This is a genomic window from Micromonospora globispora (assembly GCF_003857015.1).
Classification (GTDB): Bacteria; Actinomycetota; Actinomycetes; order Mycobacteriales; family Micromonosporaceae; genus Micromonospora; species Micromonospora globispora.
In genome coordinates this window covers 1-25058 of record NZ_QGGF01000377.1, presented here as the reverse complement: position 1 = coordinate 25058, position 25058 = coordinate 1, and the positions used below count along the sequence as shown (strand labels likewise).

At 73.3% G+C, this 25058-nt stretch carries 21 protein-coding genes and 2 pseudogenes; 11 read left to right on the top strand and 12 right to left on the bottom strand.

Annotation, left to right across the window (positions count from 1 at the left end):
* Window positions 1–1355 (bottom strand): ATP-dependent DNA helicase (locus tag DKL51_RS19440; RefSeq protein WP_148097817.1); only part of this gene is annotated, 1355 nt, incomplete at its 3' end.
* A 135-nt stretch (window positions 1356–1490) separates the two neighbouring features.
* Here DKL51_RS19440 and DKL51_RS19435 point away from each other — a divergent pair.
* Complete coding sequence (locus DKL51_RS19435) at window positions 1491–1997, top strand: DUF402 domain-containing protein (RefSeq protein WP_109943899.1); 507 nt, start codon at window positions 1491–1493, stop codon at window positions 1995–1997.
* A 7-nt stretch (window positions 1998–2004) separates the two neighbouring features.
* Here the strand turns inward: DKL51_RS19435 and sigJ are convergent, their stop codons facing one another.
* A complete protein-coding gene (gene sigJ, locus DKL51_RS19430) occupies window positions 2005–2961 on the bottom strand; it encodes an RNA polymerase sigma factor SigJ (RefSeq protein WP_109943893.1) in 957 nt (318 codons plus the stop codon).
* Window positions 2962–3082: 121 nt separating this feature from the next.
* On the opposite strand from sigJ, the gene DKL51_RS19425 reads away from it, so the two are divergent.
* The 3 genes from DKL51_RS19425 (at window position 3083) to DKL51_RS19415 (ending at window position 5839) form a co-directional block, all read left to right on the top strand.
* On the top strand, window positions 3083–4072 hold the full coding sequence (locus DKL51_RS19425; protein ID WP_109943894.1) for a PPK2 family polyphosphate kinase: 990 nt from the start codon (window positions 3083–3085) through the stop codon (window positions 4070–4072).
* 131 nt (window positions 4073–4203) lie between these two features.
* On the top strand, window positions 4204–4830 hold the full coding sequence (locus DKL51_RS19420) for a DUF47 domain-containing protein (RefSeq protein WP_109943895.1): 627 nt from the start codon (window positions 4204–4206) through the stop codon (window positions 4828–4830).
* A 4-nt stretch (window positions 4831–4834) separates the two neighbouring features.
* Complete coding sequence (locus DKL51_RS19415) at window positions 4835–5839, top strand: inorganic phosphate transporter (RefSeq protein WP_109943896.1); 1005 nt, start codon at window positions 4835–4837, stop codon at window positions 5837–5839.
* A 45-nt stretch (window positions 5840–5884) separates the two neighbouring features.
* On the opposite strand, the gene DKL51_RS19410 is transcribed toward DKL51_RS19415, so the two are convergent.
* The gene (locus DKL51_RS19410; RefSeq protein WP_109943897.1) at window positions 5885–6853 is read right to left on the bottom strand and encodes a Gfo/Idh/MocA family protein; all 969 of its coding nucleotides are present in this window, start codon (window positions 6851–6853) and stop codon (window positions 5885–5887) included.
* Between the two features lie 70 nt (window positions 6854–6923).
* Between DKL51_RS19410 and DKL51_RS37520 the strand changes: the two are divergent.
* The 4 genes and pseudogenes from DKL51_RS37520 to DKL51_RS19390 form a co-directional block, all read left to right on the top strand.
* Window positions 6924–7574: pseudogene (locus DKL51_RS37520) on the top strand (NUDIX hydrolase); the annotation flags it as partial.
* A gap of 45 nt (window positions 7575–7619) precedes the next feature.
* A complete protein-coding gene (locus DKL51_RS37515; RefSeq protein ID WP_438819667.1) occupies window positions 7620–8123 on the top strand; it encodes a lytic transglycosylase domain-containing protein in 504 nt (167 codons plus the stop codon).
* A gap of 74 nt (window positions 8124–8197) precedes the next feature.
* Complete coding sequence (locus DKL51_RS19395) at window positions 8198–9214, top strand: GNAT family N-acetyltransferase (protein ID WP_109965210.1); 1017 nt, start codon at window positions 8198–8200, stop codon at window positions 9212–9214.
* 96 nt (window positions 9215–9310) lie between these two features.
* Window positions 9311–12589 carry a lamin tail domain-containing protein gene (locus DKL51_RS19390; protein WP_124812345.1) on the top strand — a complete coding sequence of 1093 codons (3279 nt, stop codon included), beginning with the start codon at window positions 9311–9313 and terminating at the stop codon, window positions 12587–12589.
* Window positions 12590–12645: 56 nt separating this feature from the next.
* On the opposite strand, the gene DKL51_RS19385 is transcribed toward DKL51_RS19390, so the two are convergent.
* The 6 genes from DKL51_RS19385 to DKL51_RS19360 all read right to left on the bottom strand — a co-directional run bounded on the left by DKL51_RS19385 (window position 12646) and on the right by DKL51_RS19360 (window position 19286).
* Window positions 12646–13173 (bottom strand): helix-turn-helix domain-containing protein, encoded by a 528-nt coding sequence (locus DKL51_RS19385; RefSeq protein ID WP_243420707.1) that lies wholly within the window; start codon window positions 13171–13173, stop codon window positions 12646–12648.
* A gap of 431 nt (window positions 13174–13604) precedes the next feature.
* Window positions 13605–14588 (bottom strand): porphobilinogen synthase, encoded by a 984-nt coding sequence (gene hemB, locus DKL51_RS19380; RefSeq protein WP_109948413.1) that lies wholly within the window; start codon window positions 14586–14588, stop codon window positions 13605–13607.
* A gap of 18 nt (window positions 14589–14606) precedes the next feature.
* The gene (locus DKL51_RS19375; RefSeq protein WP_109948412.1) at window positions 14607–16187 is read right to left on the bottom strand and encodes a bifunctional uroporphyrinogen-III C-methyltransferase/uroporphyrinogen-III synthase; all 1581 of its coding nucleotides are present in this window, start codon (window positions 16185–16187) and stop codon (window positions 14607–14609) included.
* Window positions 16184–17152, bottom strand: a complete 969-nt coding sequence (gene hemC / locus DKL51_RS19370) for a hydroxymethylbilane synthase (protein WP_109948410.1) — start codon at window positions 17150–17152, stop codon at window positions 16184–16186. The genes DKL51_RS19375 and hemC overlap by 4 nt, the downstream gene beginning before the upstream one ends.
* Complete coding sequence (locus DKL51_RS19365; protein ID WP_109948409.1) at window positions 17149–18522, bottom strand: glutamyl-tRNA reductase; 1374 nt, start codon at window positions 18520–18522, stop codon at window positions 17149–17151. The genes hemC and DKL51_RS19365 overlap by 4 nt, the downstream gene beginning before the upstream one ends.
* Window positions 18519–19286 carry a redox-sensing transcriptional repressor Rex gene (locus DKL51_RS19360; protein ID WP_109948407.1) on the bottom strand — a complete coding sequence of 256 codons (768 nt, stop codon included), beginning with the start codon at window positions 19284–19286 and terminating at the stop codon, window positions 18519–18521. Before DKL51_RS19360 ends, DKL51_RS19365 begins: the two co-directional genes overlap by 4 nt.
* A gap of 399 nt (window positions 19287–19685) precedes the next feature.
* Here DKL51_RS19360 and DKL51_RS19355 point away from each other — a divergent pair, with 399 nt between their 5' ends.
* Window positions 19686–20987, top strand: coding sequence for a sensor histidine kinase (locus DKL51_RS19355; RefSeq protein WP_109965213.1), 1302 nt, complete (start codon window positions 19686–19688; stop codon window positions 20985–20987).
* A gap of 73 nt (window positions 20988–21060) precedes the next feature.
* On the top strand, window positions 21061–21717 hold the full coding sequence (locus DKL51_RS19350) for a LuxR C-terminal-related transcriptional regulator (protein ID WP_109948404.1): 657 nt from the start codon (window positions 21061–21063) through the stop codon (window positions 21715–21717).
* 16 nt (window positions 21718–21733) lie between these two features.
* Here DKL51_RS19350 and DKL51_RS19345 read toward each other — a convergent pair whose 3' ends face one another.
* From DKL51_RS19345 to DKL51_RS19335, 3 genes are read right to left on the bottom strand one after another with little or no spacing between them, the layout of a single operon-like run.
* A complete protein-coding gene (locus DKL51_RS19345) occupies window positions 21734–22384 on the bottom strand; it encodes an HAD family hydrolase (protein WP_109965214.1) in 651 nt (216 codons plus the stop codon).
* Between the two features lie 41 nt (window positions 22385–22425).
* The gene (locus tag DKL51_RS19340) at window positions 22426–22680 is read right to left on the bottom strand and encodes a glutaredoxin family protein (protein ID WP_109948401.1); all 255 of its coding nucleotides are present in this window, start codon (window positions 22678–22680) and stop codon (window positions 22426–22428) included.
* Window positions 22670–24265 carry an AMP-binding protein gene (locus tag DKL51_RS19335; protein WP_260428583.1) on the bottom strand — a complete coding sequence of 532 codons (1596 nt, stop codon included), beginning with the start codon at window positions 24263–24265 and terminating at the stop codon, window positions 22670–22672. Before DKL51_RS19335 ends, DKL51_RS19340 begins: the two co-directional genes overlap by 11 nt.
* A gap of 546 nt (window positions 24266–24811) precedes the next feature.
* Here DKL51_RS19335 and DKL51_RS19330 point away from each other — a divergent pair.
* Window positions 24812–25058, top strand: a pseudogene (locus DKL51_RS19330) (ECF subfamily RNA polymerase sigma factor, BldN family); the annotation flags it as partial.

The window sequence follows — 25058 nt, the reverse complement described above, 5'->3', positions numbered from 1 at the left end:
TCCGGGGGCAGTTCGTCGACCAGCCGGGCGAGCGCCCGGGCCACCGTGTCGAACCGGCCGCCGAGCGCCAGCGTGGCCGTGGTGGCGACCACGGTGCGCTCGGTGTAGAGGTGGGTGGCGAGGGTGCCGGCGACCGAGAGCGGGGCGACCACCAGGGCCCGCCGGGTGCCGTTCTCCGGCTTCTCCACCCAGGCCACGTCGTGGTCGGCCTCCTCCAGCAGCCGCTGCGCGGTGGTGGAGAGCTCGTCGAGCACCGCCTTGGCCTGCTGCTTGCGGACCGGGTCGGGGTCGTCGGCCTTGACGTCGCCGATCGCCTCCAGCGCCGCCCGGGTCGCCGTGTCCAGCAGCGTGCACGCCTCCCGCAGCGGGGCCGGCAGGCCGGCGGTGAGCCGCCCGGCGGGTGCCTCGGCGAGCCCGACGGCCAGGGCATCGCCGGCCTCGGTGAGCTGCTCGGCGATCTCCGGGCGCAGCAGCGGCCGGGCCCGGCGGGCGGACCGGTCGATCAGCTCCGGCACCAGTTCGGCCTGGGCGGCCGAGGAGACCCGGTCGGCCAGCTCGTGCGCCTCGTCCACGACCAGCAGCTTGTGCGGCGGGACGATCTGGCGGCCCGCGAGCATGTCCACCGCCAGCAGGCTGTGGTTGGTCACCACGATGTCGGCCTCCCGGGCGCGGGCCCGGGACGCCTCGGCGAAGCACTCCGCGCCGAACGGGCAGCGGCTCGCCCCGACGCACTCCCGGGCCGGCATGGACACCAGCCGCCACGCCTGGTCGTCCACGCCCGGGTCCAGCTCGTCCCGGTCGCCGGTGTCGGTCTCCATCGCCCAGTCGCGCAGCCGCTGGATCTGCCGGCCGAGCCGGCCGGCCTCGCCCAGCCATTTCGTCCCGCCGCCCGGCCGGGACGCCGGCGCGTCGAAGAGCGTGTCCTCCGGCTCCTCCTCGGTGGAGTTGTCCAGTCGGGCCAGGCAGAGGTAGTGGTGCCGGCCCTTCAGCACGGCGAACGTGGGCCGACGGCCGAGCAGCGGCTCGACCGCGTCGGCGAGCCGGGGCAGGTCATGGTCGACCAGTTGGGACTGCAACGCCAGGGTGGCCGTGGAGACCACCACCGGGCCGTCCACGGTGAGCGCCGGAGCGAGGTACGCCAGCGACTTGCCGGTGCCCGTGCCGGCCTGGACCAGCAGGTGCTCGCGGGAGGCGATGCTGGCGGAGATGGCCTCCCCCATCTGCTGCTGCCCGGGACGGGCGGCGCCACCGGGCACCGCGCCGACCGCCGCGGCGAGCAGGTCGGCCCCGCTCGGCCGGTTGCCCCGGCTCTTCCGGGACGCGGCGGGACCGGTGGCGGTGCGGGGCGGAGTCACCGTGCGACGGTACCCGCCGCCGCCGACACCGGCCGCGCCGATCCGCCGCGTGGCGTGGTGGCGGAATTTCCGACGTGTCGCGTCCGGTTACCTCCTGATCGCGAGGCGTGGCCGGAATCGGTTAGGGTGCCACTCATGCCGAGCGACGTGGTCCGCGTGATCTACCGCAAGTACGACGGCAGCGCCCACCGCGACTACCCGGCCCGCCGGCTGACCGAGGACGACCTCGGCGTCTGGCTCGGCGTACCGGCCGGCACCGAGTCGGTCTACCACGGCCGGCCCTCGGTCGAGCGGATCCCGTTCGTCCTGCTGGTGCCGCACCACAACTGGTGGACGGGGATGTTCAACCCACCGCCGCGGACCAGCGAGGTCTACTGCGACATCACCACCCCGGCCCGCTGGGAGGGCGACGAGACGGTCCACCTGATCGACCTCGACCTGGACGTGGTGCGCCGCCGGGCAACCGGCCTGGTCGAGCTGCGGGACGAGGACGAGTTCGCCGAGCACCGGGAGCGCTTCGGCTACCCGGACGACCTGGTGGTGGAGGCGGAGGCGGCGGCCGGCTGGCTCTTCGGCGCGCTGGCGGACGGCACCGAGCCGTTCGCCACGTCGTACCGGAAGTGGCTGGCCCTGGTGGTCTGAGCGGGGCTCACCAGCGCGGCGGCCAGACGTCGTCCGGCCCGAACTCGGGCAGCCCGGTCAGCTTCTCCGGGTTGAGCTGGTGGAACACGCCGGTGACCCGCCCCTCGTGCACGGCGTACGCGCTGACCATGCGCAGCGTCCGGCCGTCCCGGTACGCCGTCTCCAGTTGCCAGCCGAGGGTGCCGTCGACCAGCACCGGCCGGGCCCGCAGTGGGCCGCCGTGCCGGCCGGCCTGACTGTAGATGCCGAGGATGAACCGGGCCACCAGTTCGGCGCCCACCACCGGCCGGCGGCCGGCCGGGAAGTGCCCGCCGCTGTCGCCGATCAGCACCACGTCCGGGGCGAGCACGCGCACCAGCCGGTCGAGCTCGCCGGACTCCACCGCGGCGGCGAACGCGGCGAGCACCTGCTGCTGCTCGGCCAGGTCGGCGGTGTGCCGGGGGACGTCCGGGCCGGTGACCGCGCGACGGGCCCGGGAGGCGAGCTGCCGGGCGGCGGCCGGTGTGGTGCCGAGCGCCTCCGCGATGGTGGCGAACGGCACGGCGAAGACGTCGTGCAGGACGAACGCCACCCGCTGCTCGGGCGCGAGCCGCTCCAGCACCACCAGCAGCGCGGTGCCGAGCTGGTCCGTGCGGACCGCCCGCTCGGCCGGGTCCGGCGCGTAGCCGTCCGTGGCCGGTACGGCGGTGACCACGGGCTCGGGCAGCCACTGGCCGGGGTAGGTCTCCCGGCGGACCCGGGCCGAGCGGAGCACGTCCAGGCAGATCCGGGAACAGGTGGTGGTCAGCCAGGCCCGCAACTCCCGGATCTGCGCCCGGGCCGCCGGGTCGGCGAGCGCGGTCGCGTAGCGCAGCCAGGTCTCCTGTACCGCGTCCTCGGCCTCGCTCCGGCTGCCCAGCATCCGGTGAGCCACCGCCATCAGGTGCCCGCGCTCCGCCTCAAACTCCGCCGCGAGATCCGCCACTTGGACCACTCCCTCCCCGTCGGGCACATTGTCCCCCTCCACTGGACGGCCCACCGCCCCGGAACGTGACAGCCCGGGCGCTCGGGAGGCGGACGCGCGTGTGGTGGGTGATGATCCGGGGATGAGCGGAGTCGATGAATCGGGGATCGTGGCGCCCGAGGGCGGACGGATGCGCGATCTGCTCCGGGTGGCGCCGGACGGCGGGACGGTCGACCTGGCCGCGATCGACCCCAGGTCGACGCCGGGCCTGCCGACGGCCGCCGGAAGCGGGAAACGGCGCAAGGCGTGGGCCCACGAGCAGGTCGAGCTGCTCGGCACGGAACTCGGCCGGCAGCAGGAGATGCTGTACGCCTCGGCGAAGGCCGCGGCCGGTCCGGAGGCCCCGACGAGCGCTCCGACGGCCGCCGACGCCCACCTCGACGGGGACCGGCCGCGCCGGCTGCTGCTGGTGCTCCAGGCGATGGACTGCGGCGGCAAGGACGGCACCATCAAGCGGGTGGCCGGCGCGATGAACCCGCTTGGCCTGCACATCCGCTCGTTCGGTCCGCCCACCGGGGAGGAGCGGCGGCACGACTTCCTGTGGCGGATCCGCCGCGCCCTGCCGCCTCCCGGGTATGTCGGGATCTTCAACCGCTCGCACTACGAGGACGTGCTGATCGCCCGGGTCGCGTCGCTGGTCGACGAGACCACCTGGCGGGCCCGGTACGACCAGATCAACGCGTTCGAACGGGAACTGGCCGAGGGTGCGGTGACGGTGGTGAAGGTGATGCTGCACATCTCGTACGGGGAGCAGGGCGAGCGGCTGATGGAGCGGCTCTCCGACCCGCGCAAGCACTGGAAGTACAACCCGAGCGACCTGGAGTCCCGGGCCCGGTGGGACGACTACCAGGCCGCGTACGCCGAGGCCCTGGGGCGGTGCGACACGGACGCCGCGCCCTGGTTCGTGGTGCCGGCGGACCGAAAGTGGTACCGGGACTGGGCGGTGGCCCACCTGCTGCGGGAGACGTTCGCGGGACTTGATCTCGGGTATCCGCCTGCCGGTTTCGACGTGGAGCGGGAGCGCCAGCGCTTGCGAGGCGGGGATGAGCGGGCGAAGGTGAACGGCAGGTGAACGACCGGTGAATCGGGCCTGACCAGGGGTGGGCCGCCTATTGGCCGGTTCCGCGGGGTACCTAGCATGCGCAGAGCAGACGCCCTCCGGGGCAACGGCCACCCTTCCACCGACACGACGAGGTCCGTGCTGTGAAGTTTTCCTTCCGTCCCACCGAGGGCGCCTTTTACGAGCTCTTCACCAGGGCCGCGCAGAACCTGGTGAAGGGCACCGAACTGCTCAACGAGCTGGCCCTGCCCGGCGTCGACGTGCAGTCGGTCAGCGAGCGGCTCACCGAGGTCGAGCACGACAGCGACCAGATCACGCACGACCTGTACAAGAAGATCAACTCCACCTTCATCACCCCGTTCGACCGGGAGGACATCTACCGTCTGGGCTCGCTGCTCGACGACGTGATGGACCACCTGGAAGCGGTCGGCGACCTGCTCTTCCTGTACGGGCTGACCGAGCTGCCGGCGCTGCCCCGCGAGCTGCACGAGATGGTCAACGTGCTCGACCAGCAGGCCAAGCTGACCGCCGAGGCGATGCCCCGGCTGCGGTCGATGAAGAACCTCGAGGACTACTGGATCGAGTGCAACCGCCTGGAGAACGAGGGTGACCGGATCAACCGGCAGCTGCTGGTCCGGCTCTTCTCCGGCGAGTACGACGCGCTCACGGTGCTGAAGATGAAGGAGGTGGCCGACGAGCTGGAGGCCGCCTGTGACGCCTTCGAGCACGTGGCCAACACCGTCGAGACCATCGCGGTCAAGGAGTCCTGATCCTGTGAGTCCCGAACTCATCGCCGTGCTGGCGGTGATCGCGGTGGCCCTGCTGTTCGACTACACCAACGGCTTCCACGACGCCGCCAACGCGATCGCGACCAGCGTCTCCACCCGGGCACTGACCCCCCGGATCGCCCTGCTGCTGGCCGCGGTCGGCAACTTCGTCGGCGCGCACTTCGGCGCCGGCGTGGCCAAGACCGTCGGTGACGGCCTGGTCACCCTGCCCACCGGGGTGGCCAGCCTGGGGGTGGTCTTCGCCGGGGTGCTCGGCGCGATCGCCTGGAACCTGATCACCTGGTACTTCGGCCTGCCGTCCTCCTCGTCACACGCCCTCTTCGGTGGCCTGGTCGGGGCGACGCTGCTCGCCACCGGCGGCGTAGTCCAGTGGGCCAACATCGGCGAGAAGGTCATCATCCCGATGGTGCTGTCGCCGGTCGTCGGTCTTGTCCTCGGCTACCTGGTGATGATGATCATCCTCTGGCTGTTCCGGAAGGGTCAGCCGGGCAAGCTCAACCGGGGCTTCCGCTGGGCGCAGACCGTCTCGGCGGCGGCCATGTCGATCGGCCACGGTATGCAGGACGCCGCCAAGACCATGGGCATCGTGGTCCTGGCCCTCTACACCGGTGGCTTCCAGAGCGACAAGACCCACATCCCCGGCTGGGTGTTCTGGACCTCGGCGACCATGCTGGCGCTGGGCACGTACGCCGGTGGATGGCGGATCATCCGGACCCTGGGCCGGAAGATCATCGACCTAGGCCCGCCGGAGGGCTTCGCCGCCGAGACGGTGGCCAGCGCGGTGCTCTACTTCAACGCCCTGGTGCTGAAGGCTCCGATCTCCACCACCCACACGATCACCTCGGCGATCATGGGTGTGGGTGCGACCAAGCGGATCTCCGCGGTCCGCTGGAACGTGGCCGGCAACATCGTGATCGCCTGGATCATCACGTTCCCGGCGGCCGCGGCGATCGCCTGCCTCGCCTACCTGCTGGTCCGGCCGCTGTTCTGACGCCGATCGTCCGTCGAGGGGCCTCCTGCCACGGCAGGAGGCCCCTCACGCGTAGTCGACGCCGATCCGCTCCCGGATCCCGTCCAGCAGCCCCATCACCTCGAGGGTGGCGGCGTGCGGCACCAGCGGACTCTCGGTCAGCCCGGCGGCCAGGCAGCGCTGCACCTCGGCGGCCTCGTACTGGTAGCCGCCGCCGGTGAGGTCGGCGGGGAGCGTCTCCGGCTCGACGCCGGCCCGGTGCAGCACCGCCGCGCCGGGGCGGTAGAACGGCTCGGGCAGGTCGATCCGGCCGGTGGTGCCGGTGATCGAGGCGGTGATCCCGGTGGCGCCGACCATCCCGCAGCTCAGCGTGGCCACCGCGCCCGAGTCCCAGCCGAGCGCGATGCCCGTGTTGGCGTCCACCCCCTCGGGGGTGAGACTGGCCCAGGCGTGCACGTGCTGCGGCACCCCGAGCAGCAGGTGGGCCAGGCTCACCGGGTAGACGCCGAGGTCGAGCAGGGCGCCGCCGCCCAGCGTGCGGGCCCGCATCCGGTGCTCCGGCGGGAACGGCCCGGCCGCCCCGAAGTCTGCCCGGACGCTGGTCAGCTCGCCGATCGCCCCGTCTTCGACCAGTTCAAGCACCCGCAGGATGAGCGGATTTGTCCGCATCCACATGGCCTCCATCAGGAAGATCCCGCGGGCCCGGGCGATCTCGATCAGCTCGGTGCTGGTGGCCAGGTCGAGCGTGAACGGCTTCTCCAGCAGCACGGCCCGGCCGGCGGCCAGGCAGGTCATGGCGGCCTCGTGGTGGGCCGCGTGCGGGGTGGCCACGTAGATCACGTCCAGGTCCGGGTCCGCGGCCAGCTCCGGCCAGGAGGCGTACGCCCGGGGGATGCCGTGCCGGGCGGCGAACAACTCGGCGCTCTCCGCCGTGCGTGAGCCGACCGCCACCAGGTCGGCGTCCGGCAGCAGCCGCAGGTCCTCGGCGAAGCGGCCGGCGATGTGCCCGGTGGCCAGGATTCCCCAACGCGTCATGCCGGCACGCTATCCCGCCCCGGCCGACCGCCGGCAGGATGATCCACCCGTCGGGAACTAGGCTCGCGGCATGACGATCGACGGCTTCACCGCACCCCCCGCCCTGGTGGAGCATGCCCGCCGGTTCCGCGCCGAGGGCGGCACCCCGGCGGCGCCCCGGGTCGCGGCCACCGTGCTGCTGCTCCGCCCCGCCGGCCCCGACTTCGAGGTGTACGTCATCCGCCGGGTCGCCGCGATGGCGTTCGGCGGCATGTACGCCTTCCCCGGCGGCCAGGTGGACCCCTCCGACTCGCAGGCGCACCTGGACTGGGCCGGCCCGGAGCCGGTCGAGTGGGCGGGGCGGCTCGGGCTGGCGCCGGAGGCCGCGCAGGCGGTGGTCTGCGCCGCCGCGCGGGAGGTGTTCGAGGAGGCCGGGGTGCTGCTGGCCGGGCCGGACCCGTCGACCGTGGTCGGCGACGTCAGCGGCGACGACTGGGAGGCCGCCCGGCAGGACCTGGAGGCGCACCGGACGGGCTTCGTGGACCTGCTCGCCGGGCGGCGGCTCACTCTCCGCTCCGATCTGCTGCTGCCGTGGAGCCGCTGGATCACCCCGGAGTTCGAGCCGCGCCGCTTCGACACGTACTTCTTCGTGGCCCTGCTGCCCGAGGGGCAGCGGACCCGGGACGTCTCCGGCGAGGCCGACCACACCATGTGGGTGCGCCCGGCGGACGCCCTCGCCGCGTGGGCCCAGCGGGCCAGCGGCGTCACCGGCATCCCGGCGGTGGCCATGCAGGCGTACGGCTATGCCGAGCTGGTGGTGGCCGAGACGCACCGGGGCTGCCAGCTCAGCTGGACCACGCTGGCCGCCATCGGGTACGTCGAGTCCCGGCACGGGTCGGCCAACGGCGCCACCCTCAAGTCGACCGGCCGGGCCGAGCCGGAGATCATCGGCGACCCGCTCGACGGGCAGGATGGCCGGTCCCGAATCCTCGACACCGACCGGGGGCAGCTCGACCGGGACACCGTCTACGACCGGGCGATCGGGCCGATGCAGTTCATCCCGAGCACCTGGCAGGCCGTCGGCGCGGACGCGGACAACGACGGCCGGAAGGACCCGCACGACATCGACGACGCCGCCCTCGCCGCCGGCAACTACCTCTGCGAGGGCGGCCGGAACATGACCATCCCGGGCGACTGGTGGGGAGCCATCCTCTCCTACAACGACGTACGTCGGTACGCGCAGGCCGTCTTCGACAAGGCGGACGAGTACGGACGGCTCAGCCGTACGTGAAGTGACGGCCCGCGTACATTTGGAGAACCTCAGCCCTTCCCCCGGACAGCCGTTGACGGCAAGCTAGACGGGTGATGGTGCGCGAGTGGGATCCCCGGACCGCGTCGTCCGCCGAGATCGCGTCGCTCCTGGACACGCTGAACGCGGTCCTGGCGGCCGACCTCCCGCAGGATCCGCCCTGGCGGGAGAGTTCACTGCGGGAGTACCTCTCCGAGGTGATGCCCGGCGAGCGGCGGATCTCCTGGGTGGCCCAGGCGGAGCCGGCCGCGAACGGCACCCCGGGCCAGATCCTGGGGCACGTCCACGTGCTGCTGCTCGGCGACATCGGCGTGCTGGAGGTGCTGGTGCACCCGGCCGTCCGGCGCACCGGGCTCGGCCGCACCCTGGTCAAGCTGGCCGCCCGCCGACTCCGGGACGAGGGCTTCCAGTCGATCGGCGTGGAGGTGGTCGGTGACACCCCGGCCGTCGCCTTCTACGAGTCGCTCGGCTTCAGCCGGGAGTACGTGGAGACCCGCAGCGTGCTCGACCTGAACACGGTGGACTGGCCGGCGCTGGCCGAGATGGCCACCGGCATCGGCGCGGGATACCACCTGGAGTTCTGCCCGGGTGGCCCGCCGGACGACCTGATCGACACGTACGCGCGAACCAAGGCGGAGGTGCGCGACGTCGACGACAGCGAGCTGCGCCCCAGCTCGTACGACCCGCAGCGGCTGCGGGACAGCCTGGACACGCTGCACCGGCGCGGCATGAAGCCGTACATCGTGCTCGCCCTGCACGAGCAGACCGGGGAGGTGGCCGGGCTGACCGAGGTGGTGGTGCCGGCCCAGCACCCGACCCGCGCCGACCAGTACGACACCATCGTGGTGCAGGACCACCGGGGTTACGGCATCGATCGAGCGATCAAGGCGCGGATGCTGCTGGAGCTGCGCGCCGCGGAGCCGGCCCTGAGCGAGGTGCAGACCTGGAACGCCCAGGCCAACGAGGCGATGCTCAAGGTCAACGCGGAGCTGGGCTACCGCCCCGACCGGGAGTGGTGCGAATACGGCGCGGACGTCGCCGAGCTGGTGCATCGACTGGACACCACCCACTGACCGGAAGTTCACCACACGGACTGCCGGGGGGATGGACGACAAACATCAACGACCCTTAACGTGCGTTAGTTCCTGTCCACCCATCGTGGAGGCTTCATGCGCCCGCGCCGCACCTTCGCCGCGCTTGCGACCGCCGCCGCCGTGTCTGCCACGGCCATCGGCGTCGCACCCACCGCGGCGAGCGCCGCGCCCACCGACCTGTTCATCTCCGAGTACGTCGAGGGCTCGTCCAACAACAAGGCGATCGAGCTCTACAACGGCACCGGCGCCCCGGTCGACCTGACCGCCGGCGGCTACCAGCTGCAGCTGTACTTCAACGGCAGCACCACGGCCACGACGATCGCCCTGAGCGGCACCGTCGCCGCCGGTGACACCTTCGTCTTCGCCTCGGCCTCGGCCGCGCCGGCGATCCTCGCCCAGGCCGACCAGACCACCGGCGCCAGCCTGTACAACGGCGACGACGCGATCGTGCTGCGCAAGGGCAGCACCGTGCTCGACTCGATCGGCCAGGTCGGTGTCGACCCGGGCACCGAGTGGGGTGCCGGCGCGACGAGCACCGCCGACAACACGCTGCGCCGGCTGCCGTCGGTCACCGCCGGGGACACCGACCCGTCCGACGCCTTCGACCCGGCCGTCCAGTGGGCCGGCTTCGCGACCGACACCTTCGACGGGCTCGGCGCGCACACCGTCGACGGCGGCGACGGCGGCCCGGTCGACCAGCCGGCCACCCTGACCTGCGGCGGCACGCTGGCCGTCGAGGCGGGCGGCACCGCGACCCGCGAGGTCACCGCCACCGACGCGGACGACACCATCACCGACCTGGCCGTCAGCTCGGTGACCCCGGCCCCGGCGTCCGGCTCGATCAGCCGTACCGCGTTCACCCCGGCCACCGGGGTCGGTGGCACCGCCACTGCCACGGTGACCGCCACCGGCCTGCCGGCCGGCGCGTACTCGGTCACCCTGACCGCCACCGACGCGGACGGCGGCACCGCGACCTGCACCCTCACCGTGCAGGCGACCGCTGTGCTGACCGTCGGCGAGGTGCAGGGCCGCACCGGTGACGACGAGAGCGGCGCCACCGACCGCTCGCCGCTCGCCCCGGCCAGCGGCAACGGCACCAGCTCCACCCTGTACGACGTCCGCGGCGTGATCGCCCAGAAGTCGCTGACCCGGACCTCGGCCGGCGCTGCCCAGTACGGCTTCTACCTCCAGAGCCGTAAGGGCACTGAGGACGGCGACCCGCTCAGCTCGGACGGCATCTTCGTCTTCATGGGCTCGTTCACCACGCTGATCGGCGGCTATGCGCCCACCGTCGGCGACGAGGTGGTGCTGCGGGGCCGGGTGTCGGAGTACTTCAACCAGACGCAGCTCTCCAGCGTCTCGTTGGTGCGCAAGCTGGACTCCGGGCTGAACGTGGACACGGCGGTGCAGGTGGACGACGCGCGGCCGCCGGCCGACGCGGCCGACGCCGACCGGTTCTGGGAGCGGCACGAGGGTGCCCGGCTGCGGGTCCGCGCCGGCAGCGGCGTCACCGCTCCCCGGCACGTCTACGCCTCCACCGCCGACTCGGAGATCTACGTGCTGGACCGCGAGGACCCGCTGATGCAGCGGACCGACCCGTACGCCCGCCGGACGTTCCGGGACGCGCACCCGCTGGACGACGTGCCGGGCCAGCTCTTCGACAACGGGAACCCGCAGCGGATCCTGATCGGCGCCGGCGGTGTGAAGGCCACCGAGGGCGACTCGACCGCGCTGCTGCCCCCGGCCCGGACGTTCGACACGCTGACCGAGGACGCCTACGGCGCCATCTCGTACGCGTTCAGCAAGTACACGGTCCAGGCGGAGCAGCTGACCCTGACCGGTGGCGCCGACCCGGCGGCGAACAACCCGCCGCAGCCGGCGGACCGCGACCAGGAGGTCGCGGTGGCCACCTACAACCTGGAGAACCTGTACGACTACCGGGACGACCCGTTCGACGGCTGTGACTTCGCCGGTAACACGGGCTGCGCCGGTGTCTCCCCGCCGTTCGACTACGTGCCGGCTGACGAGGCCGAGTACACCGCCCGGCTGGGCGTGGAGGCCCGGCAGATCGTCAACGCGCTGCACAGCCCGGATCTGGTGATGGTCCAGGAGGCCGAGGACCAGGACATCTGCACGGTCACCGACGGCAAGCTGGTCTGCGGCGACACCAACAACGCCGACGGCGCGCCGGACACCATCCAGGAGCTGGCGCTGGCGATTGCGGCCAACGGCGGCCCCGCCTACGCGGCCGCGTACGACCGCACGGGCGCGGACGCCCGGGGGATCACCTCGGCGTTCCTGTACCGCACCGACCGGCTGACGCTGGCCGAGGCGTCGGCGACCGACCCGCTGCTGGGCTCCGCCCCCACGGTGGAGTACCGCTCGGCGGGGCTGCCGTCCAACGCCGACGTGCAGAACCCGAAGACGCTCAACGCGGTGCTGCCGTCCGACGTGGACCGTTCCACCGGTGTGGACGGCGCGAACGTCTACACCCGGGCGCCGCAGGTCGGCAAGTTCATTGTGGCGGCGGCGCCCGGCTCGGCCGAGCACTACACGCTCTGGGCGCTGAGCAACCACTTCTCGTCCGGCCCGGACAGCCGGGTGGGGCAGCGCCGGGAGCAGGCCGCGTACGGCGCGGCGCTGGTCCAGGCCATCGAGGCGAGCGACCCGAACGCCCGGGTGATCTACGGCGGTGACCTGAACGTCTTCCCGCGTCCGGACGACCCGATCGCCACCGCGGCGAACCCGACCCCGTCGGACCAGCTCGGCCCGCTGTACCAGGCCGGGATGCACAACCTCTGGGACGACCTGGCCGCGGACGTGCCGGCGGCGGCGTACTCGTACACCTTCAGCGGGCAGGCGCAGACGCTGGACAACCTCTTCGTCAACGGCAAGCTCCACGGCGACCTGGTCCAGATCCGCTCGGCCCACATCAACGCGGACTACGCGCCGGACGCCGAGGGCATCGGCGACCGCGGCGCGAGTGACCACGACCCGCAGGTGGCGCGGTTCCGCTCCCGGGCCTCGCTGACGGTGGCCGACGCGTCGGTGGCCGAGGGCGACAAGGGCGACCGGACGCTGGCGTTCACGGTGAAGCTGTCCCGGCCGCTCTCCGAGCCGGCGACGATCTGCGCCGCCACGTACGGCACCACCGCCCAGGCCGGGGCCGACTACGACTCGTACGTCGGCTGCCAGACGCTGGCGGCGGGCCAGACGTCGATCGCCTTCCCGGTGACCGTACGCGGTGACCAGAAGGTCGAGGCGGACGAGCAGGTGAAGCTGCTCGTGACCGGCGTGCCGGGGCTGCGCCTGGCGGACCCGGTCGCGGTGGGCACCATCCTCAACGACGACTGACGGTTTTCCCGCGAGGCGGCCCGCCGTCCAGCCGACCGGCTGGACGGCGGGCCGTTTCAGTCCCAGATTCGCGGGTCCTTCGGTGGCGGCACGCCACGGTACTTCGCCACCCGGACCTCCCACTGGCTGCGCCGTCGGCGCTCTTCCCGGTCCACCGGGCAGCGATGGAAGGTCTCGGGCGGCCGGGCCAGGCCGTAGATGTCGGCCCACCACTCGCCGGGCTGTGGATCGAGGATCAGTTTCAGGTGTGACGGGTAGCGGCGCCCCGCGCCGTCCCGGGTGTCGTCCCAGTCCGCCATCGGCTGGATCACCCGGCCGTCCTGGTCGACCACGGCGAGGTAGAGGCCCGCGGCGCCCAGGAGCCGCTCGAGGACCTGCAGGCTGGGCGTCATCTCGCCGGTCTCAACCCGGCCCACGGTAGACGCCGCCACCCCGGCGAAGCGGGCCATCTGCCGCTGGCCGAGCCCGGCGATCCGGCGGGCCTGCCGGACCAGCCCGGCGATCGGGAAGGGGCCGATGGTCGGACCGGCCGGCGGTGGGTCGAGTGCGGAGGCCGTGCCCGAACCCTGCCCGTTGTTGCTCACCACCCGAAACCCCTGTGGACAGAGCTGTGGACAACGGTTGCCGGGTCGCTGGTCTTCGGGAGGTCCCGCCTCGTCACACCGTGTGCCGCGGCCCGACCGGCAGGACCTCGTTGACTCCCTTTGCTCTGCTGCAGCGACGGCAACACTGGGAGCGCTTCGGTGTTGCGTGGGCTGCAGCAGAGCAAAGGGGCTGACCCACGTAGGTGAGGGCCGCGCGCGACGCACCGTGGCCTCGGGCTGGTAGACGTTAGTCAAGGCAGCGCGCGACGCACCCTGCCGGTACGCCGGCCAGCGCCGCGGCGGCCTGGGCTGGCCCACGTAGGCCAGGGCAGCGCGCGACGTACCGTGGCCGACCCGGGCGGACCTACCCGACGCCGGGCAGGGCGGGACGGACCGCGGCCGACATGGCCCCGGTGGTGCCCGTCACCCGCTCAGTAGCGCTCGCGGAGGAGCTGGGCGGCCTCGACGGCCCAGTAGGTGAGGATGATCTGCGCGCCGGCGCGACGGATCGAGGTGAGCGTCTCCAGCATCACCCGCTGCCGGTCGATCCAGCCGTTCGCGGCGGCCGCCTCGACCATCGCGTACTCGCCGGAGACCTGGTAGGCGGCGACCGGGACATCCACCGCGGCCCGGACCGCCGACACCACGTCGAGATACGGCAGCGCCGGCTTCACCATCACCATGTCGGCGCCCTCGGCGACGTCCAGCTCGACCTCGCGCAGGGACTCCCGCAGGTTGGCCGGATCCTGCTGGTAGGTGCGCCGGTCGCCGTCCAGCGCCGACTCCACGGCGTCGCGGAACGGGCCGTAGAAGGCCGAGGCGTACTTCACCGCGTAGGCCAGCACGGCGACGTCCTGGTGGCCGGCGGCGTCCAGGGCCCGGCGGACCACGCCGACCTGGCCGTCCATCATCCCGGACGGCCCGACCATGTGAACCCCGGCGGCGGCCTGGGCCACCGCCATCTGGGCGTACGCCTCCAGGGTGGCGTCGTTGTCCACGCCGCCGTCCGGGGTGAGCAGGCCGCAGTGCCCGTGCGAGGTGAACTCGTCCAGGCAGAGGTCGCTCATCACCACGGTGGCGTCGCCGACCTCGCTCACCACGTCGTGGATGGCGAGGTTGAGGATGCCGTTCGGGTCGATGCCGCCGGTGCCGCACGCGTCCCGCTCGGCCGGTACGCCGAAGAGCATGATCCCGCCGACGCCGGCCTGGACCGCCTCGACGGCGGCCTTGCGCAGCGAGTCCCGGGAGTGCTGGAGCACCCCCGGGAGCGACGCGATCTGCCGTGGCTCGGTCAGCCCCTCCTTGACGAACATCGGCACGACCAGCTCGGCCGGGTCGAGGCGGGTCTCGGAGACCAGCCTTCGCACGGCGGCGTTGCGACGCAGCCGGCGGGGCCGGATCTCGGGATAGGGCATGACGAGCCTCCTAGGCGACTACCGGAACCTCAGCGCGGTCGGCCCCTGCACCTTCGAGCCACGGCGCTGCTTGGCCGGCATGGCGGCGAGCTTCTCCCGCAGCTCGACGGCGTAGGCGGCGAGCGCCTCCACCAGGTCGGGCACCGAGGCGTGCGCAGGCTGGACGTCGACCCGCAGGCCGAACTCCGTCGCGGTCTCCGCCGTCTTGGGCCCGATCACGGCAACAACGGTACGCGCGTGCGGCTTCCCGGCGATACCGACGAGATTGCGCACTGTCGACGACGACGTGAAGAGCACCGCGTCGAATCCGCCAGACTTGATCGCGTCCCGGATCTCGGCGGGCGGCGGGGCGGCCCGGACCGTCCGGTACGCGGTCACGTCGTCGACCTCCCAGCCGCGCTCGGTCAGCCCGGCGGCGAGGGTCTCGGTGGCGATGTCGGCGCGCGGCAGCAGCACCCGGCCTACCGGGTCGAGGATCTCGTCGTGCGGCGAGAACTCGGCCAGCAGGCCCTCGGAGGACTGCTCGCCCGACGGGACCAGCTCCGGCTGGATGCCGAACGCACGGACCGCGTCGGCGGTCGCCTCGCCGATGCAGGCGATCTTGACGCCGCCGAAGTGGCGGGCGTCCAGGCCGTGCTCGGCGAACTTCTCCCAGACCGCCCGGACCGCGTTCACCGAGGTGAAGATCACCCAGGCGTACCGGCCGTCGACCAGGCCCTTGACCGCCCGCTCCATCTGGGCGGGGGTACGCGGCGGCTCGACCGCGATGGTCGGCACCTCGCACGGGATGGCCCCGTACGCCCGCAGCCGGGCGCTCATCGCGCCGGCCTGCTCCTTGGTCCGGGGAACAAGCACCTTCCAGCCGTACAGCGGCCGGTTCTCCCACCAGCTCAGCTTGTCCCGCTGGGTGACCCCGTCACCGACGGTCAGCACCACCCGCCCGGTGAAGCCGAGCGCCGCCGCGACGAAGGAGTCGACGGTCGACGTGGTGGTGTACTGCGTGTCGCCGGTGCCGTCGCCGGTCACGCCCACCGCGGTGGCGCCGTCCACCCCGGCGGCCAGCAGGCCGTCCCGGATCGCGGCCAGGTCACCGGCGTCCACGGCCAGGGCCAGCGAGCCCCGGGCGACGGCGGCGGCCAGCGCGTCGAAGTCCAGCGTGGTGACGTCCTCGACGTCGGCGGCGGTCCGGACCCCCGGCAGCGGCACACCGGCGTACGTGGCCACCCCCTCGGCCTGGCCGACGCCCGGGACCACCTCGAAGTGCGCGGCGGTACGCGCCACCGCCTGCACCTCCTTGACCACCGAGTCGTGGCCGAACGGGTCACCGGCGACCAGGTGCACCGCGTTCAGCCCGGAGCGGGCCGCGGAGATCAGCACCTTCGCCACGTCCCCCGGTACGCCCTCGGCGGGGCTGAACTGGGCGTCGGACTTGGCCTGGGCACGGACGGCGTCGAGCAGCGACTCGGGGACTCCCCGGTCGTACACCACCTGGTCGGCGTCGACCAGGGCGTCGTGCGCCCGGCGGGTCAGCAGGCCCGGGTCGCCGGGACCGGCCCCGACGAACGCGATGCGGCCTACGGGCTTACGGGTGCGGGTCATTCTGTGCTCCCAAATTGCTGGGTCCCCGGGCCGGCGTGTCCTTCTTGGCCGAGGATCGAGTCGGCGCCGAGTTCGAGGAGTTCGGCGGCGAGAGCCTTGCCGATCTCCGCCGCGTCGGCGGGCGTTCCGGTGCGGGACAGCCGGAGGTCACGGGTACCGTCCGGGCTGATCACCGCCCCGCGCAGGTAGATCTCGTCGCCGGCGTCACCCTCGGCGAGTTCGCCGTAGGCGGCGACGGGTGCGGTGCACCCGGCCTCCAGGGTGGCCAGCAGTGCCCGTTCCGCGGTGACCGCGGCCCGGGACGGTGCGTGGTCGAGCACCGCGAGCAGCTCGACCAGGTCCGGGTCGTCGATCCGGCACTCCACCGCCAGCGCACCCTGGGCGGGTGCGGGCAGCATCAGCATCGGGTCGAGCGTCTCGGTGATCACGTCGGCCCGACCGAGCCGGGCCAGCCCGGCCCGGGCCAGGACCACCGCGTCGAGGTCGGCGTCCGGGCCGAGCACCCGCCCGAGGCGGGTGTCCACGTTGCCACGGATCGGGGTGACCTCCAGCTGCATCCCGAGCGCGTGCAGCTGGGCGATGCGGCGCAGCGCTCCGGTGCCCACCTTGGCGCCGGGCGCCAGCTCGGCGAGGGTACGGCCGTTCGTGGCCACCAGTGCGTCCCGCGGGTCCTGGCGGGCCGGCACCGCCGCGATGTGCAGCCCGGGGGCGTCCGCCGTGGGCAGATCCTTGTAGGAGTGCACAGCGAAGTCGATCTGGCGGGCGACCAGCGCGTCCCGCAGCGCGGAGACGAACACGCCGACCCCGAGCCGGTGCACCGGAGCGGAGGAACGGTCGCCGGCGGTCACCACCTCGACCAGCTCGACCTCCCGGCCGGTGGCCGCGGTCAGGGCCTCGGCGATCTGCCCGGACTGGGCCATCGCCAGGGCACTGCCCCGGGTGCCGAGGCGCAGGGGCGCGGTCATCGCTCACCTCCGGTGGGCGGTACGTCGGCGGCGTCGAACGACGGCCGACCGGCGGCCTCGGTCTCCACCACGTCGGGGACGGTGCCGACCGGGGAGGTCTGCGGCACCTCCAGGTCGAACAGCTCGCGCAGCAGGGCCGCGTACTGATCACCGCCGGGCTCGGCGGCGAGCTGGCGGACCCGCACGGTGGGTTGGTGCAGCAGCCGCTGCACTACCCGGTGCACCGTCCGGGCGACCTCGGCGCGCTGGTCCTCGCTGAAGTCCGGGCGGCGCTGGGCGAGCCGCCGCAGCTCGGCGGTGACCACATCGTCGGCCCGGCCGCGCAGGGCGGCCACGGTCGGCGCCACGTCGGCGCCGCGCAGCCAGCTCAGGAACGCGTCCACCTCGGCGGTGACGATCCGGGTCACCTCGGCAGCGTCGGCGGCGGCCGGGCCGTCGGCGAGGATGGTGGCCATCCGGTCGATGTCGATCACCTCGACGCCGGGCAGCTCGGCCACGCCTTCCTCGACGTCCCGCGGCACGGCCAGGTCGAGCAGGACCAGGGGGCTGCGGTCGGCGTCCCGGTGGGCGAGCGCCCGGGTCACCACCTCGGTGGTGAGGACCGGTTCGGTGGCCGCGGTGGCGGCCACTACGATGTCCACTGTGGCGAGGGCGTCGACCAGTTCGGCCATCGGCACGGCGTTCGCGCCGTACGACTCGGCGAGGCGTACCGCCCGGTCGGCGCCGCGGTTGGTCACGGTGAGCGGCCCGGCACCCAGCCGGGACAGCGTCGCCACGCCGAGCGAGCCCATCGCACCGGCCCCGACCACCATGGCCGGCCGACCGGACAGGTCGCCGTCGACGAGGTCGGCCGCCAGGTCGAGCGCGGCGGTCACCACGCTCTGACCGGCCCGGTCGATGCCGGTCTCGGCGTGCGCGCGCTTGCCCACCCGGAGCGCCTGCTGCATCAGCTCGTGCAGCAGCCGGCCGGCGGCGTCGGCGCCGCTGGCCCAGTGGTACGCGTCCCGGAGCTGGCCGAGGATCTGCGCCTCGCCGACCACCATCGAGTCCAGCCCGGCGGCCACCCGGAAGACGTGGTCCACGGCGGCGGCGTCGTAGTGCACGTAGAGGTGGTTGGCCAGGGCCGCCGGCGGGGCGCCGGCCTGCTCGGCCAGCACGGCGCAGATGTCGCCGAGGCCGCCGTGGAAGCCGGAGACGGCCGCGTAGACCTCCACCCGGTTGCAGGTGGAGACCAGCACGGCCTCGGCGACGTACGGCTGGGCGACGAGCCGGTCCAGGGTGCGGGTGAGGTCGGCAGGGGCGACCGCCAACTGTTCCAGCGTGGCGACCGGAGCGGTCCGGTAGGACGCGCCGACGACGAGCAGGTTCACGTGCCGATCGCCTCCTGGGTGTCGGTGGCCGCGAGCCCGCCGGGCAGGGGCGTGAGGGTCCCCCCGGTGGCGGGGAGCGCGGTCAGCGATGCCTTGCGGTGCTCGTGGAAGGACAGGATCTGCAGCTCGATCGCGAGGTCGACCTTGCGCACGTCGACCCCTTCCGGAACCGAGAGTACGCACGGCGCGAAGTTGAGAATGCTGGTCACGCCGACGGCGACGAGCTGATCGGCGACCGCCTGGGCGGCCGGCGCCGGGGTGGCGATCACGCCGATCGAGATCGACTCCTCGGCGGCGACCCGGGGCAGCTCGTCGACATGCCGGACGACCAGGCCGTTGATCTCCTCACCGATCCGGGAGGGGTCGGCGTCGAGGAGCGCGGCGATCCGGAAGCCGCGGCTGGCGAAGCCGTCGTAGCCGGCCAGGGCGTGACCGAGATTACCCACTCCGACGAGGGCGACGGCCCGTCGCTGGGTGAGCCCGAGCACGAACTCGATCTGGTCGATCAGCAGCCCGACGTCGTACCCGACCCCGCGCGTCCCGTACGAGCCGAGGTGGGAGAGGTCCTTGCGGAGCTTCGCCGAGTTCACTCCGGCGGCGTTCGCCAGCCCCTCGCTGGAGACCGTCTCGTGGCCGGCGTCGGCGAGCTGATGCAGGGCACGGAGGTATTCGGGGAGCCGCGCGACGGTCGCCTCGGGCAGGTCCGGGGGCGCCGGTACGGCACCGGTGCGGCCGGGCGCGCCTGGGTGACGGTGCTGACTCATGAGACTCCGTGCGGTGCGATCCTCGACCAGCGTCGGCGGCCGGTCGTTTCGGGACTCCCGCTGGCGACCGATGTTGCCGGCTGTGCTAGCAGGGCGCGTCGGAATTAGAGAGTAGGCGCTTGTGAAGACCTGCACAAATCGCGATCTTGCTCTGTTGCGACGCGCCTCCACCTGCCCCTCCATTCCGCAAGATCGATCGAGCGCGCCCCCGCGACGCCGCTCGGCGATTATTGCTCAATCCCGACTTCTCTGACCAATCGCACGCGCCCGGTCGCGCTGTGTCACCGATCTGCGAGGCGCGTCTCACTCCCACCGAGCGGCTCCGGTAGGGAGAACCCCACCCCGGAGGGACCGGTGGACGGGATGGGCCGGGCCGGTCGTCGCCCCTAGCCTCAGGGCATGACCGCGCTACCCCTGGCGACCGTGCCGGCACCCGCACCGGCCCGCAGCCTCACTCGGCAACTCCTGCACGACTCCGGCTACGTGCTGCTCGGCCTGCCGCTGGCGCTGGCCAGTTTCGTGGTGCTGGTGGCAGGGATCGCGCTCAGCGCCGGGCTGGCGGTGACCACGCTCGGCCTGCCCGTCCTCGCCGGCACCCTCTACGCCGCCCGTGGACTGGCCGATATCGAGCGGCTGCGGCTGCCCGCCGTGCTCCGCCAGCCCCGGGTACGCCCCGAGTACCGGACGCCCGAGCCCGGTGCCGGGCTCTGGCGGCGGATCTTCGTACCGATGCGGGACGCGCAGTCCTGGCTCGACCTGGCGCACGGGCTGGTCAAGCTGGTCGTGGCGCTGGTCACGTTCGTGGTGACGGTGGTCTGGTGGGCGGTCGCGGTCGCCGGTTCGCTCTACTGGGCGTACGACTGGGCGATCCCGCGCGGCCCCGACGACCAGGATCTGAGCCAGCTCCTCGGGATGGGCGACGGGGCCACCCCACGGATCGTGCTGAACACCACCCTCGGGCTGTTCTGCCTGATGACCCTGCCGATCATGATGCGCGGCTGCGCCCTGCTCCAGGCCGGCTTCGCCCGCTCCCTGCTGACCGGGGTGGCCGAGATGCGCAACCGGATCACCACGCTGGAAGAGCAGAAGCGGGCCGCCGTCTCGGCCGAGGCGTCCGCCCTGCGCCGACTGGAACGCGACATCCACGACGGCCCCCAGCAGCGCCTCGTCCGGCTGGCCATGGACCTGAGCCGGGCCCGGCAGCAGCTCGCCGCCGACCCGGACGCGGCCCGGCGGACCCTCGACGAGGCGGTCGCCCAGACCCGGGAGACCCTGGACGAGCTGCGCGCTTTGTCCCGGGGCATCGCCCCGCCGATCCTGGTGGACCGCGGCCTGCCGAGCGCCCTGGCCGCCCTCGCCGCCCGCGCCCTGGTGCCGACCGAGCTGGTCATCGACCCCGCACTCGGTACGCCGGCCGGCCGGCTGGACCCGGCGGTGGAGAACACCGCGTACTTCGTGGTGGCCGAGGCGCTGACCAACGTCGCCAAGCACAGCCGCGCCGCCTCCAGCCGGGTCGAGGTGGCCCGCCGGGTCGGCCGGCTGGAGATCCTCGTACGCGACGACGGGCTGGGCGGCGCGCACCTGGCAAAGGGACACGGCCTGGCCGGGATCGCCGACCGGGTCCGGGCCACCGGCGGCACGCTGGACGTGCGCAGTCCGGCCGGCGGCCCCACCGAGATCCGCGCGGAACTCCCCCGGTGACCATGGCGACGCCCCTCGGGAGGCGTGGCGGGCGGCCGGACCGGGCGGGGCCTACGTGGTAGACACCGGAGCCATGCGGGTGGTGATCGCCGACGACGCCGTGCTGCTCCGGGAGGGGCTGGTCCGGCTGCTGACCGAGTCCGGGCACCAGGTGGTGGCCGCCGTCGGGGACGGGGACGCGCTGGTCGAGGCGGTGGTGACCCACCGGCCGGACGTCTCCGTGGTGGACGTCCGGATGCCGCCCACGCACACCGACGAGGGACTCCGGGCGGCGGTGGAGGCCCGCCGGCTGGTGCCCCGTACGCCGGTGCTGGTGCTCTCCCAGTACGTCGAGGTGTCGTACGCCGACGACCTGCTGGCGACCACCGGCGGGGCCGGCGGCGGCGGGATCGGCTACCTGCTCAAGGACCGGGTGGTCGCGATCGACGAGTTCCTGGACGCGCTGGCCCGGGTGGCCGCCGGCGGCACCGTGCTGGACCCGGAGGTGGTCGGTCAGCTGCTGGTCCGGCGCCGCCGCGACGACCCGCTGGCCGAGCTGACCCCGCGCGAGCGGGAGGTGCTGGCGCTGATGGCCGAGGGCCGGTCCAACACCGCCATCGCCCGGGCCCTGGTGGTCTCCGACGGCGCGGTGGAGAAGCACGTCCGGAACATCTTCACCAAGCTGAACCTGCCGCCCGACTCCGACCAGCACCGCCGGGTGCTGGCCGTCCTCACCCACCTCCGCGCCTGACCGGGGCTCTCCCGGGTCAGGGGAGGGTGGCGGCCAGGGCGACGGCCTCGGTGAGGGTGTCGGCGACCGGGTGGCGGGAGGCCCGCAGGCGGCTCGGGTCGGAGAAGCCGCCGGTGTAGAGGACGCAGCGGGCGCCGACCGACTCGGCGGCGTCGGCGTCGTCGATCGAGTCGCCGATCAGCACCACGTCGCTGCCGGCCAGGCCCAGCTCGGCGAGGTGCTTCTCCAGCCACTCGGCCTTCGGTCCGCCGCCGACCGTGGCACGCAGCCCGTCCACCCGGGCGAAGTGCGCGGTCAGGCCGTAGGTGTGCACGGTCGGCACCAGCTCGTCGTGGAACCACATGGAGAGCAGCGACTGGCTGCCCGGCCAGGCCGCGATCGCGGCGGTCGCGTCGGCCGCCAGCTCGCAGGTGGTGAGCCGGGCCCGGTACGCGTCGTGGAAGATCCGATCGAGCCGCCCGAACGCCTCGTCGTCGACGGCCCGGCCCAGCATCTCGGCGTAGTACTCGGCGACCGGCCGGCGGAACCGCACCCGGTGCTCGTCGGCGGTGACCACTGGCCCGCCGACGCTGGCGAAGGCGGCGTTGGTGGCCTCGACCACCAGGTCGAGGTCGTTGAGCAGGGTGCCGTTCCAGTCCCAGACCAGGTGGTGCCGCGCAGGGGTCATCGCTGCACCATAATCGAGCCCCGCCACGCCGGCGGACCCGCTCAGAGCTGCGGGGTGGTCAGGTCCCGCAGCAGCCGCTCCTCCTCGACCCGCCAGTAGCCGTGCTCCTTGCCGTCCAGCAGCACCACCGGCAGCCGGTCGCCGTACTCCCGCTCCAGCTCGATGTCGTCGGTGACGTCCTTCTCGAGCCACCGGTCGCCGGTGACCGCCACCACCCGGTCGAGCGCCGCCTTCGCGTCCTCGCAGAGGTGGCAGCCGGGCCGGGTGATCAGGGTGAGCCGGGCGTCAGTGGACATCGGGTACCTCCGTGCGGATCTCGGTCTTGCGTACCTTCCCGATCGCCGAGTACGGCAGCGTGTCGACGAACTCGACGGCGGTCGGGCACTTGAACCGGGCCAGATTACGAGCGCAGTGGCCGAGCAGCTCCTCCGCGGTCACCTCGGCGCCCGGCGCCCGCACCACGTACGCCCGGACAGTCTCGCCGGTCCGCGGGTGCGGCACACCCAGGACCGCCGACTCGGCCACCCCCGGATGGGCGGCGAGCACCAGCTCCACCTCGTGCGGGTAGACGTTGAAGCCGTTCACCAGGATCAGCTCGCCGAGCCGGTCGACCAGGAAGAGGTCGCCCTCGTCGTCGGCGTACGCCACGTCGCCGGTGGCCCACCAGCCCTCGGCGTCCGGGCCGCCCCGGCCGTCCGGCCAGTAGCCGACGAAGAGATTGTCCCCGCGGACCACGATCTCGCCCGGGTCGGTGGCCAGCGGGGCGTCGGAGAGGTCGAGCTCGTCCGGGTCGTCGTCCGGCACCGGCGCGCCGTCCCGCCACAGGTCGACGCCGTCCCGCCCGACCAGACGCAGCTCCACCCCGGGCAGCGGCCGGCCGATCGAGCCGGGCTTCGGCTCCCCGCCGACCAGGGTGGAGGTGAGCACCGGGGCGGTCTCGGTGAGGCCGTACCCGACGTGGACCGGATGCCCGGTGACCTCGGTGAAGCGCGCCGCGGTGGCCGGTGGCAGCGGCGCGGCACCGCAGACCGCGACCCGGACCGAGGCCATCGCCGCGGCCACCGCGTCGCTGTCCGCGTCGGCCCAGGTCAGGAACATCGACGGTACGCCGACCAGCACGCTGACCCGGTGCCTGGCGATCTCGTCGAGCGCCCCCGTCGGGCCGAGCTCGTCGACCAGCACCCCGGTCGCGCCATGGTGGACGACCGCCCCCAGACCAGAGTTCAACCCGTACGCGTGGAACAGCGGCAGGGCGAGCAGCACGGTGTCGTCCGGCCCGACCACCGGGGGCGTGATCCGGCCGACCTGCTCGTGGTTGGCGGCCAGCGCGCGGTGCGGCAGCATGGCGCCCTTGGGCCGACCCTCGGTGCCCGAGGTGTAGAGCAGTACGGCCACGTCCGCACCGGAGCGGGACCGGAACGAGACCGGACCGTCTCCCTCGACCACCGGCGGCGCGGTGTGCACGGCGGTCAGCGCGGGCCGCTCGGCGGCGAGGTCGCCGATCCGGTCCCGGACCTCCTCCGCGCAGATCAGCACGCTGGCGCCGGAGTCGGCGAGCACGTGCCGCAGTTCCCGCGCGGTGAAGCCCGGGTTGACCGGTACGGCGACCAGCCCGGCACGCAGCGTGGCCAGGAGACTGACCACGAAGTCGGGTGAGTTGCCGAACGAGACGGCCACCCGGGGCGGATGCCCGTCTCCTGCCGGTCCATTCGGAACGGCGGCGGCCAGGGCGCGGGCGGTGGCGGTGACCGCCGCGTCCAGTTCGGACCAGGTGAGCGTGTGGTCCCGCCAGCGCAGCGCGGGACGGTCGCCGTGGGCGACGGCCGCCCGGCGGAGCCGGTCGGCGAGGTTCGGCGCGGAGCTGTCGACTGCGTCCTGCACGGTGGCTGAGTCTGGCACAGCGTCGGCCGCCCGGCCACGCCTGCGGCACCGCGGGAGCCCGACGACCGCCTCGGTCCCCCGGACGGGACCCGTTTCCAGCCATCAGCGGCCGCCCGACACGCCGGTCGGGCGGCCCGGGAAGCGGGCCGCGACACGCCGAAGACGAAATTGAAATCGCTCCGACCAGGACTTTCCACTCCGGACCAGCTTCCGGTGTCAAAGTCAACCGCTCACGACGGACAACCGGTCCGCCATCCGTGCGACGCGGAGGGAAATACTTCCGCCCTGTGTAACGGACTTGCCACGCGCGGGTGACGTTGGCCCTATCATCACTCGGGTCGGCTCACCCCGTTTGCTGTGAGTCGACACCCCTCAGCCCGAGGAGGCCCCCGTGCCTGTGAGCGCATTGGACCAGCACCTCAAGGGGATTTGCCGCCCGTCGGCACGTCCCGGGACGGCCCTGTCCGGCCGGGGCGTCCGCGGTCCCGCCGCCGCGACGTCGCGCCGGTCGACGCGGTTGTCCCCCGTGTGGAACGGGGAGGCGCGGTGACCACCTTCGGTTACGCGGAACGACCGGCCGGTCTGACCGGGCCGGCGCCCCGGGCGGCGGTCAACGAGCGGCTGGAGCCGGCACCGCGCAGCTCCGCGGAGGGGATGCGCGGCCTCACGGCTCGCGCGGAGGCCGCCCGGCGGGTCCGGAACCGGACCCACCACAACGGGGCGCCGCCCCGACCGGCGGTGCCCGGCGGCAACGCGAAGCCGGCGGGCCTGGGCCGGCATGGTCGGGCGGGAC

Bases quoted from the DNA above. Each gene is read 5' to 3' on its own strand.
- DKL51_RS19435 (WP_109943899.1), top strand. From the start codon at position 1,491: ATGCCGAGCGACGTGGTCCGCGTGATCTACCGCAAGTACGACGGCAGC.
- hemB (WP_109948413.1), bottom strand. From the start codon at position 14,588: ATGCCCTATCCCGAGATCCGGCCCCGCCGGCTGCGTCGCAACGCCGCC.
- DKL51_RS19355 (WP_109965213.1), top strand. From the start codon at position 19,686: ATGACCGCGCTACCCCTGGCGACCGTGCCGGCACCCGCACCGGCCCGC.
- DKL51_RS19375 (WP_109948412.1), bottom strand. From the start codon at position 16,187: ATGACCCGCACCCGTAAGCCCGTAGGCCGCATCGCGTTCGTCGGGGCC.
- DKL51_RS19340 (WP_109948401.1), bottom strand. From the start codon at position 22,680: ATGTCCACTGACGCCCGGCTCACCCTGATCACCCGGCCCGGCTGCCAC.
- DKL51_RS19425 (WP_109943894.1), top strand. From the start codon at position 3,083: ATGAGCGGAGTCGATGAATCGGGGATCGTGGCGCCCGAGGGCGGACGG.
- DKL51_RS19345 (WP_109965214.1), bottom strand. From the start codon at position 22,384: ATGACCCCTGCGCGGCACCACCTGGTCTGGGACTGGAACGGCACCCTG.
- DKL51_RS19390 (WP_124812345.1), top strand. From the start codon at position 9,311: ATGCGCCCGCGCCGCACCTTCGCCGCGCTTGCGACCGCCGCCGCCGTG.
- DKL51_RS19410 (WP_109943897.1), bottom strand. From the start codon at position 6,853: ATGACGCGTTGGGGAATCCTGGCCACCGGGCACATCGCCGGCCGCTTC.
- hemC (WP_109948410.1), bottom strand. From the start codon at position 17,152: ATGACCGCGCCCCTGCGCCTCGGCACCCGGGGCAGTGCCCTGGCGATG.
- DKL51_RS37515 (WP_438819667.1), top strand. From the start codon at position 7,620: ATGCAGGCGTACGGCTATGCCGAGCTGGTGGTGGCCGAGACGCACCGG.
- DKL51_RS19395 (WP_109965210.1), top strand. From the start codon at position 8,198: ATGGTGCGCGAGTGGGATCCCCGGACCGCGTCGTCCGCCGAGATCGCG.
- DKL51_RS19350 (WP_109948404.1), top strand. From the start codon at position 21,061: ATGCGGGTGGTGATCGCCGACGACGCCGTGCTGCTCCGGGAGGGGCTG.
- DKL51_RS19360 (WP_109948407.1), bottom strand. From the start codon at position 19,286: ATGAGTCAGCACCGTCACCCAGGCGCGCCCGGCCGCACCGGTGCCGTA.